The sequence below is a fragment of the Stenotrophomonas terrae genome, assembly GCF_001431465.1.
GTDB classification, from domain to species: domain Bacteria; phylum Pseudomonadota; class Gammaproteobacteria; order Xanthomonadales; family Xanthomonadaceae; genus Stenotrophomonas; species Stenotrophomonas terrae.
In genome coordinates, this window is the sequence record NZ_LDJJ01000020.1 from 52,355 (window position 1) to 69,321 (window position 16,967).

General features: G+C 62.7%; 14 protein-coding genes. All 14 read right to left on the reverse strand.

Translation table 11 applies throughout. From position 1 onward, the window contains the following. Positions 1 to 127: 127 nt before the first annotated feature. Positions 128 to 1,384: a type II secretion system protein gene (locus tag ABB27_RS07055; RefSeq protein WP_083491190.1), complete on the reverse strand. Its 1,257-nt coding sequence runs from the start codon at positions 1,382 to 1,384 to the stop codon at positions 128 to 130. Beyond that, on the reverse strand, positions 1,381 to 2,463 hold the full coding sequence (locus ABB27_RS07060) for a type II secretion system protein (RefSeq protein ID WP_057627762.1): 1,083 nt from the start codon (positions 2,461 to 2,463) through the stop codon (positions 1,381 to 1,383). Before ABB27_RS07060 ends, ABB27_RS07055 begins: the two co-directional genes overlap by 4 nt. Then, positions 2,460 to 5,357 (reverse strand): hypothetical protein, encoded by a 2,898-nt coding sequence (locus ABB27_RS07065; protein WP_152984475.1) that lies wholly within the window; start codon positions 5,355 to 5,357, stop codon positions 2,460 to 2,462. Before ABB27_RS07065 ends, ABB27_RS07060 begins: the two co-directional genes overlap by 4 nt. A 26-nt stretch (positions 5,358 to 5,383) precedes the next feature. Then, a complete protein-coding gene (locus ABB27_RS07070; RefSeq protein ID WP_057627766.1) occupies positions 5,384 to 6,079 on the reverse strand; it encodes a type II secretion system protein in 696 nt (231 codons plus the stop codon). 12 nt (positions 6,080 to 6,091) lie between these two features. Continuing rightward, on the reverse strand, positions 6,092 to 7,348 hold the full coding sequence (locus ABB27_RS07075; protein WP_057627768.1) for a type II secretion system F family protein: 1,257 nt from the start codon (positions 7,346 to 7,348) through the stop codon (positions 6,092 to 6,094). Beyond that, positions 7,345 to 9,060 carry a GspE/PulE family protein gene (locus ABB27_RS07080; protein ID WP_083491191.1) on the reverse strand — a complete coding sequence of 572 codons (1,716 nt, stop codon included), beginning with the start codon at positions 9,058 to 9,060 and terminating at the stop codon, positions 7,345 to 7,347. The genes ABB27_RS07075 and ABB27_RS07080 overlap by 4 nt, the downstream gene beginning before the upstream one ends. Then, on the reverse strand, positions 9,047 to 10,480 hold the full coding sequence (locus tag ABB27_RS07085) for an ExeA family protein (protein WP_057627769.1): 1,434 nt from the start codon (positions 10,478 to 10,480) through the stop codon (positions 9,047 to 9,049). Before ABB27_RS07085 ends, ABB27_RS07080 begins: the two co-directional genes overlap by 14 nt. Next, positions 10,477 to 11,454, reverse strand: coding sequence for a tetratricopeptide repeat protein (locus ABB27_RS19910; protein ID WP_161809623.1), 978 nt, complete (start codon positions 11,452 to 11,454; stop codon positions 10,477 to 10,479). Before ABB27_RS19910 ends, ABB27_RS07085 begins: the two co-directional genes overlap by 4 nt. Beyond that, a complete protein-coding gene (gene mshL / locus ABB27_RS07100; protein ID WP_211263684.1) occupies positions 11,451 to 13,067 on the reverse strand; it encodes a pilus (MSHA type) biogenesis protein MshL in 1,617 nt (538 codons plus the stop codon). The genes ABB27_RS19910 and mshL overlap by 4 nt, the downstream gene beginning before the upstream one ends. 135 nt (positions 13,068 to 13,202) lie before the next feature. Beyond that, positions 13,203 to 13,949, reverse strand: a complete 747-nt coding sequence (locus tag ABB27_RS07105) for a type II secretion system protein (RefSeq protein ID WP_057627776.1) — start codon at positions 13,947 to 13,949, stop codon at positions 13,203 to 13,205. Continuing rightward, entirely contained in the window at positions 13,946 to 14,530 is a 585-nt protein-coding gene (locus ABB27_RS07110) for a hypothetical protein (protein WP_057627778.1), read from the reverse strand. The genes ABB27_RS07105 and ABB27_RS07110 overlap by 4 nt, the downstream gene beginning before the upstream one ends. After that, positions 14,527 to 15,033 carry a hypothetical protein gene (locus tag ABB27_RS07115; RefSeq protein ID WP_057627780.1) on the reverse strand — a complete coding sequence of 169 codons (507 nt, stop codon included), beginning with the start codon at positions 15,031 to 15,033 and terminating at the stop codon, positions 14,527 to 14,529. The genes ABB27_RS07110 and ABB27_RS07115 overlap by 4 nt, the downstream gene beginning before the upstream one ends. Further along, positions 15,030 to 16,415 (reverse strand): hypothetical protein, encoded by a 1,386-nt coding sequence (locus ABB27_RS07120; RefSeq protein WP_057627782.1) that lies wholly within the window; start codon positions 16,413 to 16,415, stop codon positions 15,030 to 15,032. The genes ABB27_RS07115 and ABB27_RS07120 overlap by 4 nt, the downstream gene beginning before the upstream one ends. Continuing rightward, on the reverse strand, positions 16,412 to 16,960 hold the full coding sequence (locus ABB27_RS07125) for a hypothetical protein (RefSeq protein ID WP_152984476.1): 549 nt from the start codon (positions 16,958 to 16,960) through the stop codon (positions 16,412 to 16,414). Before ABB27_RS07125 ends, ABB27_RS07120 begins: the two co-directional genes overlap by 4 nt. Positions 16,961 to 16,967: the final 7 nt, after the last annotated feature.

Here is a 16,967-nt window from a genome sequence, read left to right on the forward strand (position 1 = left end):
GCGCAATGCGCGAATAATGGCGGCCGGTAACGGCCGCCATTTTTGTTCCATGTCGATCCGGGCCACGTCTCGCTCCGCAAGGATCGGGAGTCGGGGCATACCTTATCGAGGCTGCCATATGGGCAAGCTATGGAGTGCTGGCGGGGGTCAACAATGCGGCAGTTTCCAGGGTTTGTTTGCTGGGGAAATTACCCTGCATATCGCCGCGCTTGACGTTGTAGTCGACCTCCCTGCTCAGCGCCCGCGACCGACTCTGGAACGCCAGGGTCTTGAATGCGACGATCTGATCCTTCGAATCCTTGAGGTATTCACTGGCTTTGGCTTTCATGATGCCGGCGGCGATCATCCCGCCCACCGACGATCCCACACCGCCTACGGCCACTGCTACGCGTCCGCTCAAGGCACCGTAGGTTTCCAGTGATTCACCGATGGCATCAAGTAGCCCGGCCACTGCGCTGGACATCTGTCCGGCTGCCGACAACAGACCGGCATCGGCGCTCATGTCACTGGCACTGGCCATCTGCTGCATGATTTCCAACTGTTCCTTGTAGTCATCCATTACCGGTGGGATCAGCGCTGCCGCGGCGCCCAGGTTGGCATGGGCATAGGTCAATGCGCCGACGGATTCGCCACAGCGCAACCGGGTCCACAGTTGGTCAGGGCCGACCGCCAGGGTTCTTTGCTCCTCCACCGCACGGGCCTGCTGTGGAGCGGCAAAGCCCAGCGGTACGTTGCTCGCGCCTTGTTCGGCCTGGCCTGGGGCGGCAACCACATAGGCCATGTTGCGTTCGCTGGCGATGTCATGGATATGGCTGCTTGAAGGGGCTTGGGCCGCCGCGGTGCGCAGCGCCTGGCAGAAATCCAGGCCGTTGTTCTGCAGTTCCGAGTGCGCACTGCAATCCGGAGCGTTGCTGCCAGCCTGCTTGCAGGCCAGCCCCGGCATGACCACGCCCAGTTGTAGATTGCTGGTGGCGGTGACCTGCAGGTAATGGGCGCGGTCCTTGGCCACGGCCAGGTCCGCGTCCTGCGGTGCACTTGCATCGCTGCGACGCAGTACGCCGTACCAGAGCTGGCCAGCCTTTGGTTCGGGCAGCCCCAGCGTGTACCACGGCAGCCAACCGGTCTGGCCATGGCTGCAGTCTTCCAGGCCCTTGCCGTCGCTGGCGGCGGGGCAGGGCAGCCGGGCATGTGCGGCACTGAATGCGAGCAGGGCGTCATCGGCCCGCTGCAGCATTGTACGTTCGCTCTCTGTGCGGTTTACCTCACCCATCTGGCCAAGCCAGCGCACCAGCAGAACACCAATGATCCCGAGTATCACCAGAGTCACTGTCAGTTCGATCAGGCTGAAGCCGCGCGCAGCACGGCGCTGCAATGAACGTTTCACTGCTTTATGCCTCCATCGTTGAGGTTGACCGCAGCCTGCCCTGCGGCTTTGTACAGATTGTTGGCACGCGCCTGCTGCAGCACTGCAAGCGCGGCTACGTTCTGTGCCGTCTCAAGACCTTCCTTGCCACTTTCCACATCCTTGCTGGCAAGGTTCAGCTGGTAGATGGCATAGCCGATCGAGCCCAGCGCATTGCTGTGCTCGGCCACCATCACCGTGATATCCACACCGATGGCAATGGCAGTGCCGTCGGGTGGCCAACCGGCATAGGTGAGAATCACCGCCAACGCCTGGTCGATCAGGGCCTGTGCCAATCCCAATCCGGCAAAGGCAAGCCCGGTATTGGCCTGGGCCAGTACCAGCTCGGCGACGTCCACGTCAAAGTCGCGGAACGCCGCATTGAATTCGGCGATCTGGTCTGCGCTGTAAGCCGTCTGTGCGTTCAACGCCGCGCCCTGCACACGCGCAACGCGGTCCATGCAGGCGAGCCTGCCAGCAAGCTCGCCATTGCCCAGCGCTGCCAGGCGCGCACCGCTCAGGCGATCAATACCGCCCGGCGGTGTGGTTGCGATATCGCGGGCCTCGTTGCCAATGCCATCAGGGTGCAGCAGCGCGAATGCAGCGGGCATGCCAGGAAGCGTCAGGCTCGCTTCCGGCGGCGCCAACAGTTTCATGCACAGGTCCAATCCACCGGGGGTACTACTCAGTTGCGCGGCAAACGCTCCGGGTAGTTGCGGCGTGTAGCTGTGGGTGGACTCCTGCAGGCTTGGCCTGACTTCATAGCGCAATTTGATCCGCGGAGGCAGGTCGAGCGTCTTGTTCGGCAGCCAGCCGGTGGTCCTGCCCGCGTCCTGCTTGCCATCACCGTCGCTATCGGCGGAAGGCAGACGGCCTTGGGCACGCGCGTAACCGATGATCGCCTGCTGTGCATCATCCAACTCGCGACCGGCCACATCGCCTGCGGCGATCCGGGTGCCGAGCGGAATCAGCGGCACGATGGCGGCAGTGATCAAGGCGGCGATCACCAAGGCCACAGCAAGTTCAACCAGGGTCCAGCCCTGCTGCTGTTGCCGATTCATGGGGTGCAATCCGTGTTGTCGCCACCGACCGAACCGCGGCCATCGGCAAGCACGAGGATGCATTCGGCGCCGAGCGCCGATGGCGCGCTCGCGCCGCCACCGCCGGGTGCGAGGTTCATCGCGCGCAGCTCCTTGTACTGCTGTTCAAGTGCATCGAACTGCTCCTTCAAGCTTGCATGGTTTTCTTCGGCGCTGACCGTGGCTTCCTTGGCCCGCAGCCAATCGGCATAGGCGCGGCTATAGGGATAGCGTTGGCACATGGTGCCGGTCCCGCCGGGGTAGGCACCGGCAATGTAGGTCAGGAACCAGCTGCCCTTGGAGCAGTTGTCGGCGACCTGGGTGGGATTGCTGCCGCCCACCAGCATCAATTCCGCACTGGCGACCCAGATCGGTGCTCCGACTATCCCGGTGCCGGGTCTGCCACTGTAGCCAGTGTCCTTGTCACCTTTGCAGGGCATCGAGAAGTAGTTGCAGGCAAAGGGTTCGGGTGCGTAGTACGGCTTGTTGCTCGCAGAGGTTTCCCATGCATACGTGGTGACATCCCTGCCGTCCTTGTCCTTGGTGGTGGTCTCCTTGATGCGCCCGCGTGACCACTCGCCCGGGTAGTTCAGCAAGGGTGCGGGAGCGGCCTTGTATCGGTCTTGCGCGGTGCCGATGTTGGAGTTCAGGTTGGCTTGCTCACTCTCCACGCGCTGCAGCTGCTTCTGCATCATCGGCACGCAGGTGGCATTGGCGTTGTAGTTCTCATCCGATTCGGCCAGCTGGTCCTCCTGGATCAGCTTGTCTACCCAGCTCTGCGCGCCGGTTGCCGGGTTGGTCACCTTGGTGGTGATCTTGCGTTTGCATTCCTTGGTGTACTTGAGGCCGGCAATGGCATTCACACAGCGCAGGACATGGGTCGGCATCGCCTCGAAATTTCCATTGAACACGTCGTAATTCTGGTAGCTCTGGCCTTTGCAGTCGCTCTTCATCTGCGACTCCATCTGCGGAATGATGGTGTCTTTCCAGCGATCCAGCTCCTTGCGCTTCTCGCTGATCTCATCTGCCAGCTCGGTGCCGCGCTTTTCGTAGCCGGCCAGCGTTTCGGCGATTTTGCGCCTGGCGACAGCATCGTTTACCGCTTTGTCGCGATCAAACTCGGCAACCTGTTGCCAGTTGTAGCGCACCGTGGCATCAGCCGCTGCGGCTTGGTTGCAATTGCTGTTGCTGTAGCCGCCGGTCTTCTCGCTGCTGATCAGGCAGCGCCACACGTACTTCACATAGCGGCCTCCCTGTTGCGTCTGCCAGCCGCGGGTATCGATGCGGCTGCCGATATTGGCGTCGTTCCAGAAGAACAGGCGCTGTTGTTCCAGAAATCCGGAGTGTGCGGCGATGCGCTCGAGTTGAGTGCGGGCACTGGCAACCTGGGCATCCAGGCCAATCTGGTAGACCTTCTTGCTCTTCTCCGGGTTCTTGTCACAGTCGTCTACATAGGTCCACATCAACTGCCCAGCGCCGTCTTTCTTCTGGGTGACACCATCGGCATCCATGACCGGCACTGCTTCGCAGTTGAGCAGTTCGCCGCCGTAGAGCATGCGCTCCATCTGATCCAGGGCATCTTCAATATTGCTTGGTGGCGGCAGATTGGCTGCCTTGGCGCGTGCCAATGCATTGGTATGTGCAGTCAACGCATCATTGGAAGGTTTCAACGCGCCGGCATTCAAGCCCATGGCGACTGCATTGGCGATCACCGAGCCGATTTCCAGGCCAATGGCCGAGGCATCTACCGGCAGTTTGTGGCAGGTTGTGCCGCCGAAGATGCAACCCACCAGATCGGCGCCCAATAGTGCGAAATCGGTGATGCTGGAGGTAATGGTATTGGTGATCTGGCCCGCCGACAGCAGTACCGCGATGGTGGCCGATGCCACGCCTGCGCGGGCGTCCTGCTGGGCCAACTCCGCGTTTCCGACATTGTTGTCCTTGAGTGCAGCCAGGCTGTCGTGCAAGGAAACGGCCATGGCCAAGCTGTCGATGCTCGCTTGGGCGGTGTCGTAGTAGCCATTGCCGCTGACGGCGGTTTGGTTGCCGGCATCCAGCGATACGATGGCGTTTGGCAGCATCCGGCAGCCCACGGCCTGGGCAACACCGTCCAGGGTGCGGACACGGACGCTATCGTCGTAATCGGCATCCCATTGTTTGGCCGGCACTTCCATCGGGAAGGCAGCGTCATCATTCCTGCTGACAGTGCCATCCTGGTTGCTGCCGTCCAGGCGGCCTCCGGGCGATGCCAACGGCCCGGCAATGGCCAGTCCGTAGGCCCAAGTGTCGAGCGCCTGGTCAGGCTGAGCTGCGCTGGTGTCTACGCGTGTGCTCGACAGCTGTTGCAAGGTCCTGCACAGATCCAAGCCGTTGACCGCTGCGAACTTTGGCCGTTCGTCGGTACCGTCTATCGTGTCGGCGTTGCGGATGTTGCCTTCGGCGTCGGTGGGTTGATAGAAATTGCCGAGAAAGCTGCTGTCGGTGGTGTCCGCCAGGCGTGGGCGCACGCGGTAGGCAATCGGACCGGGACTGACGCCATCGCCGCGCGCGCTTGCCAGACTGGCTGTCGGCAGCCAGCGGGCACTGCTGTCGCTGCAGTTCTCTGCGCCGCCGATCTGCACGGCTGGGCAGGGCAGGCGAGAGTGGGTACTGGCGAACGCCACCAGTGCCTCATCGGCCCAGCGCAGATTCTTCTCCTGGCTGCTGGCTTGGCGTGAGGTCGCCTTGGATTGCAGCAACAGCGCACCTGCGGTGAGCGCAGATGCGACCAACAGCAGAATCAGCATGGCCTGCACCAGACCAAAGCCACGCGGCTGCGCCTGCAGTTGCCGGGCAGTTGATGGTGGTGTGGCTGGGAAATGATTGGGTTGTCGCATGCCGGGCTCCGATCTGTCTTGGAGGTTTACTGATTCATCCGGATAAGCAGGGTCATTGTCTTGACCTGACCATCGAGTTTTGCATTGACACGGTCCGCATCGTCGGCGCTCCACGGGCTCTCGACCGGCGTACCGCTCAGAGGAGTGACGTCGGCGTGCTTGTTGCGTTCGCGGACGCGGCCAAAGCGTGCATCGACGCGACCATCGAAACGTGCATCCAATTGGCGGGCAAGTTCGGGCGTGACATTGCTCAGCACCATCACGTTGCGCGAACGGGTGGCATAACTGCTGTTGGCGTTCGGCTCGGCCCAGTCACCCAGGTTCTCGAAGCACACCTCCAGGTCTTGCGGAAGACCTTCGGCATCCTGGTATACCGCATGGCTTTCGAAGCCCTCGGCACGACCGCTGGGAAGGGAAACACCGTAAGTGAGCATCGCCTTGCGCAGGTTGCTTCCACATAGCGGCGTGTTCAGGGCGTTGTTGATCTTGCCGCTGGGGTTGGCCAGCAGGTCGCCCGGGACAGCGCCGACCTGGGCCGTATAGCGGTCATAGGCCATCAGCCAACCCTGGACGAACTCGCTGCCGAGACGTTCGGCCACCGCGCTGCGGTAGACATCACGCCCCACCGTGACTGCACCGAGGATGATGGCGATGATCACCAGTACCACGGCCATCTCCATCAGCGAGAAGCCACGCGCTTTGCGCGGATTGAAACGAATCATCGGTATGCCTCATTACATGTGGGACGAGGTGATCGCCTGCTGGACCAGGTCGTACACCGGTAGCAACAGGGCCACGATCAGGAACACGAACATGCCGCCAGCCAACAGCACCACCACTGGCTTGATGATTTCGGACAGATTGGTTATCAAGCGCTGCAGGCGCAGGCTGTACTCTTCCGAAAGCCGCGAGAACTGGGAATCCAGGGTGCCGGTGTCCTCACCGACGCCGATCATGCGCACCATCATCGAGGGAAAGCCGCCGACCTGGCGCATGGCTGCCGAAACCCGGTCGCCGCGCTCAAGTACCTGGCGGATGGCAATGATGCGATCGCGGTAGTACTCGTCCTGCATGGCCCGCTCCATGACCTGCAGGCTGCTGACCATGTCCACGCCAGCGCGTATCAGTAGGGCCATGTATTCGGTGAAGAACGCCAATCCCGACGAATACATGATGGTCTTGGCGATTGGCAGCTTGTGCAGGGTGTAGTGCGTGGCACGACGGAACGGTCTGCTGTAGCGCCAGGTGATCCAGACCAGGAATGCCGCCGCGACCAGGCCAACACCTATCATCATCATGTGTGAGATCAGCCACTCCGAGCCCTTCATGACCGCAATGGTCAGGGGCGGCAATTTGGCGTTCATCTGCTTGAAAAGATCGGCCAGGTTCGGGATCACGTAGTAGATCCAGAAGCCACCGGCAGCGAAGATCGCGGCGAACACGAATGCCGGGTAGATCAGGGCCTGACGTGTATCGGCAGTCATCTTGGACACGCGTTCAACGTGATCGGCCGCCTCCTTCAGCATGCGATCCATCGAGCCGGTTTCATCGCCGATCATCACCAGGTTGCGTACCGTCTCCGGAAATGCGTCCGGATAGCGTGCAAACGATTCGCTGAAGGTGGCTCCGGCATCAAGTTCTTCCAGCACGCGCCGGGCCAGCTTGGCGGGATTGGATGTCGCGCCGCCACCCACTTCATTGGCCACCGCGCGCAGCGCTTCCATCACCGGAATGCCGCTGCTGGTCATCACTGCAAGGTCGCGCAGCATGCCGGCCAGCTCGATGGGCTTGATGGTGGGTTTGACCAGGTGCGACAACGAGCGCTGCGCCTCCGCCAGCCAGCCCGGCAAGCGATAGAGCGTAAGCACCACGGCATCGAAGTTCTTCTCCAACCACATGCGTGCCGAGGCATCGCGTTCGACGGAGAGCTGGGCGACGCCGCTGCGGATCCGGCCGCTGGTCAGCAGCAGGCGGTAGTAATAGACATTCATGGATTGGGTCCAACGCCGACCACGCGCAGGATTTCCTCGCTGGTGGTCTGGCCAGCAATGACACGGCGTTGCGAGATCTGCTCGATCCCACGGAAGCCTGCGTTCATTGCCAGGTTGCGGACGGTTTCACGACTGGCGTCATCGGAGATGCCGTTGGCCAGTGGTTCGTCGACGATCATGATGTCGTAGACCGGCAGGCGCCCGTAGTAGCCGCTGCCGCGGCAACGATCACAGCCCTGGCCGCGGCGGCCGCAGCTGCCCGCGGGCAGATTCAACCAGGCCAGTTCCGCATCACTGAACGGAACTTCTGTGGCGCAGAACATGCAGTTCTGGCGGACCAGGCGCTGATTGACCACGGCCAGCAGGTTGTCGGCGATGACCTGGGCTTCCAATCCCAGTGGTCGCAGACGCGGCACCACGCCGAATACGCTGGTGACGTGCAGGGTGGAAAGCACCAGGTGACCGGTGGCAGCTGCCTCCAGCGCCGCCTGTGCGGTTTCGGCATCGCGCATTTCGCCAAGCAGGATCACATCCGGGTCATGACGGAGGAAATGCCGCAATGCCGAACCGAACTCATAACCGGCGCGACGGTTGACCTCGGTCTGACCGGCGCCGGGGACGCGGTACTCGATGGGGTCTTCAACGGTCAGCACATTGCGCTCGATCAGCGATTGCATGCGCAGTGCTGCGTGCAGCGACGAGCTTTTGCCCGAGCCGGTGGGGCCGGTGATCAGGATCAGGCCGGCCGGACGCGAGAACAGGCGTTCCAGCGCGGCCACGTCTTCGGGGAAAAATCCCATTTCCTCGAGCCCGGCCAGGTCGCTGTGCTCAGGCAACAGACGCATCACCGTCCGCTCGCCGGATTCGGTGATCAGTGTCGACACACGCACGGTGATTGGTGAATCCAGAACCGTTGCGCGGAAGCTGCCATCCTGTGGCCGGCGTTGCTCGGAGATGTCCATCTCGGCCGCCAGCTTGATGTAACCCAGCAGGCGGGCCAGAGAGTTGGGCATGGCCCACATCGGGCGTAGCACACCGTCGATGCGGAACAGTACGTGCAGGCTATGCTCGGACGGGGCGATGTGGATATCGGTCGTGCGTTCGCGGATGGCAAGGTGCAAGAGATAGTCGAGCAGCTTTTCCGGGCTGTAGGCATGGTCGTTGTCCGTTGCCAGACGACGGATCTCCTTCTCCAGCAGCGACTCGATCGGATTCTGGGCGAAGTAATAGGTCTGCCGGATAAGTCGTGCAACCTTGCCGTATTCTCCCTGCAGGAACCTGCAGCGAAGGCCGCAACGCTGCAATACCAGCTGCGCAACTGCAACCTGGTCGGCGTCGCCCAGCAATACCTCCAGTTGATCACCGATGCGACGCAAAGGCAGGAACTGGCGCAGCTGGCACAGCTCGCGATTGAACATCGCCAGTACCTGCGGATCGGCGACCGGCAAGGTGTCTACGGGGGCGTATTCGACGTTCTCCAGCTCGGCCTGGGTGCGAACGATGTCGGACTCATTGGCCAACCCGTGACGGATCAGCAGCCGTCCAAAGCTGGTCTGTTCGACCAGATTCTTCTGCCGTGCATAGAGCAGCTGGATGGGTTCGAGCAGTCCGCGCTCGCTGAGCACAACGCCCAGCTTGGCTTGTTCCAGACTTACCAGACCTTGCGTGTTGTTGGCCGAAGCGGCGGGAATGCGGGAATCAACCGTTGCCATGAGATAGAGAGTCCGGAAGGCTGGAAGAGTGGCTGGTGAGGGGGGCTGGTGCTGCCAACAGCAATAGGGTCAGAGGATCGGGGTTGCCGGTGGCCGGCAGCGCATAGCGCTGTTGGAAACGTGCCAGTGCGCGTTGGGTCAGGCGGCCATAGCGGCCATCGATTGCACCGTCGTAGTGGCCCAGTTCAAACAACCGGCGTTGCAGAGCCTGGCTGGCACTACCGACCTGGCTCGGGTCCAGGAAGCGCGTACTGGCAGCGTCCGGCGACCAAAGCAATTGCCAGCGCTCGCCGTGTTGGATCAAGCAGGTATTGGGTAGTTGGCGCAGGTGTTCGGCGGCGGCGGCCGCGACCCAATCGCTGCGTAGCGCACCTGTGACGGCGTTTTGATCGCAGGCGGTGGTGTCGCTGGCGACTGGCGCGCTCACCTGCGCCACAGCGGCATTGCTACCGGTGGTCGTTGGTGGACCATTGCGGCTATCGGCGCGTGATTCCACGCTGCCTGCGACAAGCCCGGCGATGCCCAGGCACGCCGCCAGGCTGATACCTGCGGTCAGCGCATACCTGTACGCCGCTGTTGGGCTGCGCGCGGCTTGAGCGCCGGCCTGGGCTGCTGCCCTGTTGACCAGGTCGGCGTTGATCAGTCGCTGCTCGCTTGGCTGCGCATACAGCCCGTACAAGCACCGGTCCATGATCAGGTGGATGCGCCGCGGGTTGCCGTTGCTGGCTCGGTGCAGGGCCGTCACCGCCTTGGCATCAACACGGATGCGTTCGCCGGCGCCGGCTGCGCGCAGACGGAAGTTGACATACTCGCGGGTCTGCTCGTGGCTCAACGGATCCAGCCTGACGTGTTTGCAGATGCGGCTGGTGAGCTGTCGGATCTGCGGCATGTCCAGGTTGTCGCGTAGCTCCGGTTGCCCGGAAAGCACGATCTGCAGCAGCTTTTCCTGGCCGGTCTCCAGGCTGGTGAGCAGGCGCACGAGTTCCAGGCTGGCCAGGCTCAGGTTCTGCGCATCATCGATGATGAGAACGCAGGTGGTGCGATCCTGCCAGCGGTTGATCAGGAAACGATTGAGTACTTCGATGTCGGTGGCGGCGTTGCCGTGGGGCTTCAGGCCGAAATCGCGCAGTACCGCGGCCAACAAGTCATCGCCTTGCAGGAAGGTGTTGAACACCAGCGAGACGACCATGCCGTCGCTTTCCAGCTGGCCCAGCAACCGGCGCAGGAAGGTGCTCTTGCCGGTTCCGACCTCGCCGGTCAGCAGCACGAAGCCTGCCCGCGTACGCAGCGCATGCGCGGCCTCCACCAGCTCTGATTCCAGCACCGATGTCTGGTAATAGGAGGCTGCGTCCGGAGTGGGCGGGAACGGTGAGCGTTCCAAGCCGAGTTGTTGCAGGTGACGGGACAGGGCGGGGTTCATCGCGCTTCCATGTCCAGTTCGGCCAACGCGCGGCTGACCATGGCGGAACGGCTGTTGCGCGCGGCAAGCCGGTTGAGGCGATCACGTGCCTGCTCAAGCTGGCCGTCGTGGGCTTCGATCAACGCGAGGTTGACCCCGGCGTACTCATCGTCGGGGACGCGCTGCAGAATGGCCCGGTAATACTGTTCGGCCAGCTTCAGCTCGTCGCTGCCGTGTGCGTTCCAGGCCTGCGCACGCAGGAGGGTGAGGCTGTCGGCGGGCAGCAGCGTGCGGAGGTTCTCCATGGCCTGCTGCCGCGCCGTTGCATCCTTGTCTGCTACTGCCGTCTGCAGGCGCCCCATAGCCATGCGTACGGTTGCGCCATCGGGCTCTTCAGCGGTTGCAGACCGGCTGTCGGCCGACGCGCCGGCACCTGCTGAACGTACGGAAATCTTCATCGACGGCGGAGTTGGCGGGGCTTGTGGCGGCATCGGTCCATTGTTGCCGGGTGTTGCCGGGGCGGTTGCATCGGAGTGCGCCAACGCAGCGCCGGTGATCACCGCTGCGGGTGCAACGATGTCCGCGGCCAAGGCTGCGTTGTCTGCCGGCGTTGCCGACAACGTCGCCGGCGGCGAGGACTCCGTCATGGAAGGCGAAGGCGCGGGCCTGGCGACCGCAATCGTGCTGGGTGCTGGCAGCAGGGCGGAGTCGGCACTCGCGGTTGCGCCGGGATCGCTGTGTGCGGCGGAGTGTGGCGGCTGCGATGTGACCTGCGGTACCGCGCTGGCTTGCGCCTGCGGTACCCGCTGCGACGGGTTGTGACCGATCGCACGGGCGACGAGGAACCCTACGGGGCCAGCCAGTACGACGCCCAGCGCCAACCACAGGCTGTAACGTGGCAGGGCCTGCCACGGTCGCAGCTTTGCGCTGGGTGTGCTTGCAGGGGCCGGTGTTGCACTGCCGGTTCCATGCAGGGCGTCGTAAATCAGGCTCACAGCGTTTTCACCCGCAACACGATGACCAGTTCACGGGTGTTGTGGGTCTTGGCACGGGAGCCGAACAAGCGACCGAACACGGGTACATCGGAAACGCCGGGTATGCCGCGGTCATCCAATGACGAGTTCTGGTCGATCAGGCCACCCAGCAGCACGGTGTCGCCGTCACGCAGATTCAAGGTCGTGGTGATGCCCTTGACGTTGATCTGCGGCAACGTCACCGCATTGCCGTTGGGAAACTCCTGCAGCTTCAGGCTGCCGGGTTCGACCTCGGTCTGCATCGGGTGCACCAGGAGTTCTACCGTACCGTTCTCGTGCACCATCGGCGCCACGCCGATCACCACGCCCGAGAACAGTGAGTCGGTCTGGATGTCCGAGGAGGTGAAGCCCGAACCGGTGCCTGCGCCACCAGAGAAGTTGGTGGTGGACTTGGTCACGTAGCGGATGTTGGTGCCAACACTCAGATATGCCGGGCTACCATTGCGGACGCGGACACTGGGATTGGACAGCACTTTGACGTTGCCAAATCCGCGCAGCACATTGACTGCTGCGGAGAAGGTGTCATTCATGTAGCTCAAGCCAAGTGCGCGGCCCGCTACTGAACCCAGGGTCTGGTTCGGGAAGACAATGGAGCGGCCTTGCGAGCCCAGACGGTTGGCGGTGCTGTACGGCAAGGTGGTGTCAGGCATGGGCAGGATGGTTGCCGGGCTGTCGCCATAGATGCCCGCCACCCGGTTGCGCAGCAGGTTCCAGTCGACACCGAAATTGGAGTTGTCGTTGAGTGACACGTCGAGAATCTGCGCCTCAACCAACACCTGGCGGCTGAGCTTCTTCTTGCTGTGCTCAATCAGATCCTCAACAGCTCGGACCTGTGAAGGGCGCGCGCGCACGTACAGGGTGCCGCTGCCGGGGTCCAGACTGTAACGTGCGGCTTCAGGCGGCATTGGTCCGTTTGGGTCGGCGGCGGCGCCAGCCACCTTTTCCTCCGCCAGGATGATCTTCAGGGCCGAGTCGAGTTGCTTGTATGGGTCGCTTTCCTTGCCCATGGCGCCGGAGATGCTCAGGTCGCCTTTCAGCGATTGCCCGCCACCACCGCCGCCGGCCTGCATGCCCGCGCCGAATACGTCGCCACCGGCGGCCAGCTCCATGCTGATCGAGGAATTGAGAATATCCACGTTGAAGATGCGCTCGCGCATCTGCGAGACCACCAGCGAACCACCGCGCACTTCACCATTGAGGTCGAATGCTTCAAGAATATGGTTGTAGACCTCGCGCGCGGTGACATTGCGCAGGTGCAGACTTGCGCGCTGCCGTTGCTGCAGCACTTTCGGATCGACGATGAGATTCATCTTCAACTCGTCGGCCAATGCCCACAGCAGCTGGCCGACATCGGCGTCATACATGCTCAGGCTGACGACGCTGTTTTCAAGCGGGTCGTAGGCGGGAGCGATGGGGGCCGCCGGGCGCGCAGCGGGCGCCGATTGTTCCAGGCTTTGACGGATCTGATCCTGGCGTTCAGCCAGTTTGGCCGACTCCTCGGTGATCGCAGTGCCGGTTTTCTCCAGCGCCTTGTAATCGGTCGGCGGCAGATCCAGGGTGCTGCGGGGCGGCATGTTGGTGCATGCGGCAAGTAGCAGGCTGCCCGCCGTGACAGCGAACAGGCCAGGAGAAGCAGTGCGACGAACGGGAGCTTTGTTGGTCATGGATACGAGCCTTGAAAAGGAATTTATCTAGTCGGTTCTGGCGGCTCAGCGGGTTGCTTCGATGAGCCAACCCAGCAATGTCGAAGAACCTTCAGCAACAACGATGTCGTCATAGGTGGCAGTGGCAGGCCTCCCGGGTGGAGCAACGCACATGCTTGTGCCCGAGAACCCAAGGTTCGGGCCATCAAACGGAGAACTGCTTGCTCCGCTGCCATCCAGATCCATCACTGGCGCTACCAGTAAAAACGCAGGATTGGTGATGTCGGTGCTTTGGCAGGCCGTTGAGGTGAGGGCGCTGCTGCCATTGCTGTAGTGGGGGTTGCTGCTGCTGGCCGGGGCCAGCGCCAGCTTCTCCAGTGCATTGGAAAAGCCCCCCAGTCCGCTGCTGTCGGGGATGTCCATGCCTTGGAACGTGCTTCTGGCCAGGTCGGCAACTGCTGTGTTGCGATAGACCCCATAGCGAATACGCTGGCCGGGCACCGGCTGTTGCAGCCCCAGCGAGGCATAGGGCAACCATCCGTTCTGCAGCGCGGAAGGGCAGCCTGGGCTTTCCCAGCCATTGCCGACATCGTCAGGGCAGGGCAGGCGCTTGTTGCGCAAGGCGAAGCCGCGCAGGGCTTGCTGCGCAGTCTGCAACTGGGCCTGTGCCATGTTCTGGGAACGCGCCTGTTGTACACCGTCAAAAGCCGAGACCATGGAGACGGCCAGCAGGCCGAGCACACCGGTGACCACGGTGATCTCGATCAGGCTGTATCCCCTGGGCCGCTTGAGCGGGGCGCGTGGCGTGTTCATTGCGTGCGCACAGGCTGCTTGCTGTTGACGTCGTAGCGCAGCTTTTCCTGCAGGCCCTGCAGCTCGGTGACGAGCTGCCGCAGCAATTCATCCTTCTGCGCGGACTCGGGCCGCTGCGTGGCTTCTGCCATTTCCAGCGCGATCGTCTGAGCGCGCCGGGCGACCAACAGATTAGTGCGGACCGCATCCAGGTTTATGTCCTTGCTCTTGTCTGGTTGTGCTGAAAGCTGGTCCAGCTGTGCCAGCAAGCCATCCACGGTTGCGATGTTGCGGTTGGCCTGGCTGCGAACCTGCGAGACCACCTGCGCCGCTTCGACCGGACTCAATGATTTCTGGTTGGGCAGCGTCACCTGCGCCGCCACCGGGGCAGTGCGCGGTGGTGCTTGCATCCAGGGCGGTGTTTCGGCCGGCAGGCGAGCGGGTTCGGCTGCTGCTTGCGCGGCTAGCGGCGCCTGCGCAGTTGGTGTGGCTGCCGCAGCCGGTGCTGCACCGCGGCTGCCAAGACGAAGACCTGCGACCAGGGCAATACCGGCCGCGGCGATGGCGACGCCCAGCAGCAGCGGCTTGTAGCGTGGATTCACGGCATTGCTCCGTTGTCAGGCACCTGCCCTGGCAACGGCACGCGATAGACCTGGCTGCCGGTGTCCTTGTCGCTCAGGCGTACCCAGCCCTTGCCGATTGCCTGCACGCGTGCGCCGTTGGACAGGCGCTGGCCCTGACGCACGTGTTCGCCATCGACGACCGCACTTACATGACCATTGGCTTCGAGTACCAGCGACACTTGATGGCTTATTGCCTGCGGCGCAGCGTCACCACTTGCAGCGGCGGGGCCGCTGCCGGGTCCCGCGGCCAAGGCGATCAGCGGGCCGGGTGCATAGAAGCTGGGCACCGACATCTGGTCCAGGGTGGCTTTTACCCGCTGATTGGCGTCTATGGCCAGGCGGGCGTTGGCCATTTCCGCGGTTTCTTCAACATCGCTGTTGAGGCGCAGGACCGCGGGCTTGGCAACCACCATGCTCGACAACCAGCCGGTGACACCCAGCCAGCTGGTCAATGCAAGGGCGGCGATGTATTTGGTTTTCATGGCACTGCCCCCGTTGTCGCCGGCACACTCTTGAGCAGGTAGGAGAAGTAGTTGCCCGCCCCCGCGGCGCTGCCTTCCGGTTCCACGGCAATCGGCTCGTATCCTGCGCGGCGCAGGCGGTCAACAAAGGCCGGGACCTGCATGCCGGGGACGCCGCGGGTGGTGTCGACCACGCCGTCCACGCGCAGGGTGGGAGCGTCCATGTTTGCCAAGGCGTTGCCCTGCTGCTGCGGGTTGCTGTTTGGGCGCGGTGTCTCCAGACGCACGCGCAGAATCCGCACCTCGCCATGTGCCGCGTCGCGGATCAGCGACATTCCTGCGATCGGATCGACCAGCGCCTGCAGCTGGGTGAGGCGGTCCACGAATTTCAATGTCCCGGCAAAGTTCGGCGGAATTTCCTGATTTTTTCGCATGCCTTCGATGCGTTCATCGATCTGTACCACCTGCGCGTTCAACGCCGAGGCATTTTCGGTAGCTTCAGAAGCATTGAGCGCCCAACGCGTACCCAAGCCACCCAGTGCAATGGCGAATACAATCGAGGCGGCACTGGCATAGGGCAGCAGCCATTCGGCCAGGTAGGCAAAGCGGCTGGCGGCGGGGTTGACCGAAAGCATTGGCGAGGCATTCTGCAGCAGCCAGCCTGCACCCGAGCGGTAGCGGTTGCCATCGGTATCGGTGATGGTATCCAGCGCGACGGTGTCGATTGCAAGGCCGCTGCGCGCCGAGAATATCTCGCGTACCGCGTCATCCTGCCACTGCGATTGTTCTGCGGACTGCGCTACAAGCGCCGGGCACCAATAGACCTTGATCGGGGTCAAGGCTTCCTCGCCATCTGCAAGATCGTTGGCGAACTGCTCGCCCAGAGTGCCGGCGGTCATCGCCAGATCCGAAGGATCATCGCTATAGGCCAGGGAGGTGCGACAGATGATGTTGTGCTTCAGCAAGGCCAGTACAGTGAACTGGCGGCCGGACTGGTACACCACTGCCTGCCCGGGCTTGAGCTTGTTCAGCAGCAGCGAGGTGGTGGGATACAGCAGGCAATGGTCCTGCTGCGCTTCCGCCCATGAGTAAGCCTGCTGCCACACGTCCAGTGGAACCGCGGTGAACAGGGTCTGGTAACCGGCGCCGACCGTACGCGTCTTGTGGATCAGTATCTTCGCTTCGCCGTCGATCAAGCCGTCCGCGCGCAGACGCTTTTCGATCAAGGCCACCGCATGTGCCGCGCTGCCTTCCAGAGAGACAACACTGCTGACCGCACCTTCAAGGTCGGCCAGGACCGCTGCGGCGCGGCTTGGGCGCGGACGGCTTTCGCTGAAGGCGACGAGGCCGTCGTTGAATGCCAACCAGCGGCCCTGTTGCTGGAGCAGGATTTCCAGGCTCATTGCACGCCTCCCTGCAGTTCGATCGCTGATCCGGACAAGGCGGTAGTGCGAAAAAGAGCACTGCCACGCAGGGTCAACGACAGCGGCGCGGGCACCCGCTCGACTGCCGAAGGCACATCGAACAGCCCCTCGTCCGGATGCGTGACCGACAACTCGAATGCTTCGGCACCAAAGACCCGTTGGTTGGAACGGGTGACCGATCCGATCAACGCGGTGGTGTCTTCGCGATTCATCTGTACCTGGCGCAGATTCACCAGTCGCTCACCCCAGTCAGCTGGCTGGAAGCCCTGCTGATCGGCTGCGTTGAGCAGATCAATGGCGGATTGGGCCTGCTTTACTTTCAGTTGCGCCTCCTGCTCGCGCACCTGGGCTTCGGACAGCGCTTGTTTGGCATTGCCCAAAAGACCGTATGCCTGGGACAAGGCAGAGCGTGCGTTGAGGAACCACACCGCCATCACCACCAGGGCGAGTAGCGATGCGGCAAACAGGATCAACGACGTGCGTCGTGATTGCCGCAAGCGGCTGAGCAGGTTAGGCGCGTTCATGTCGGCC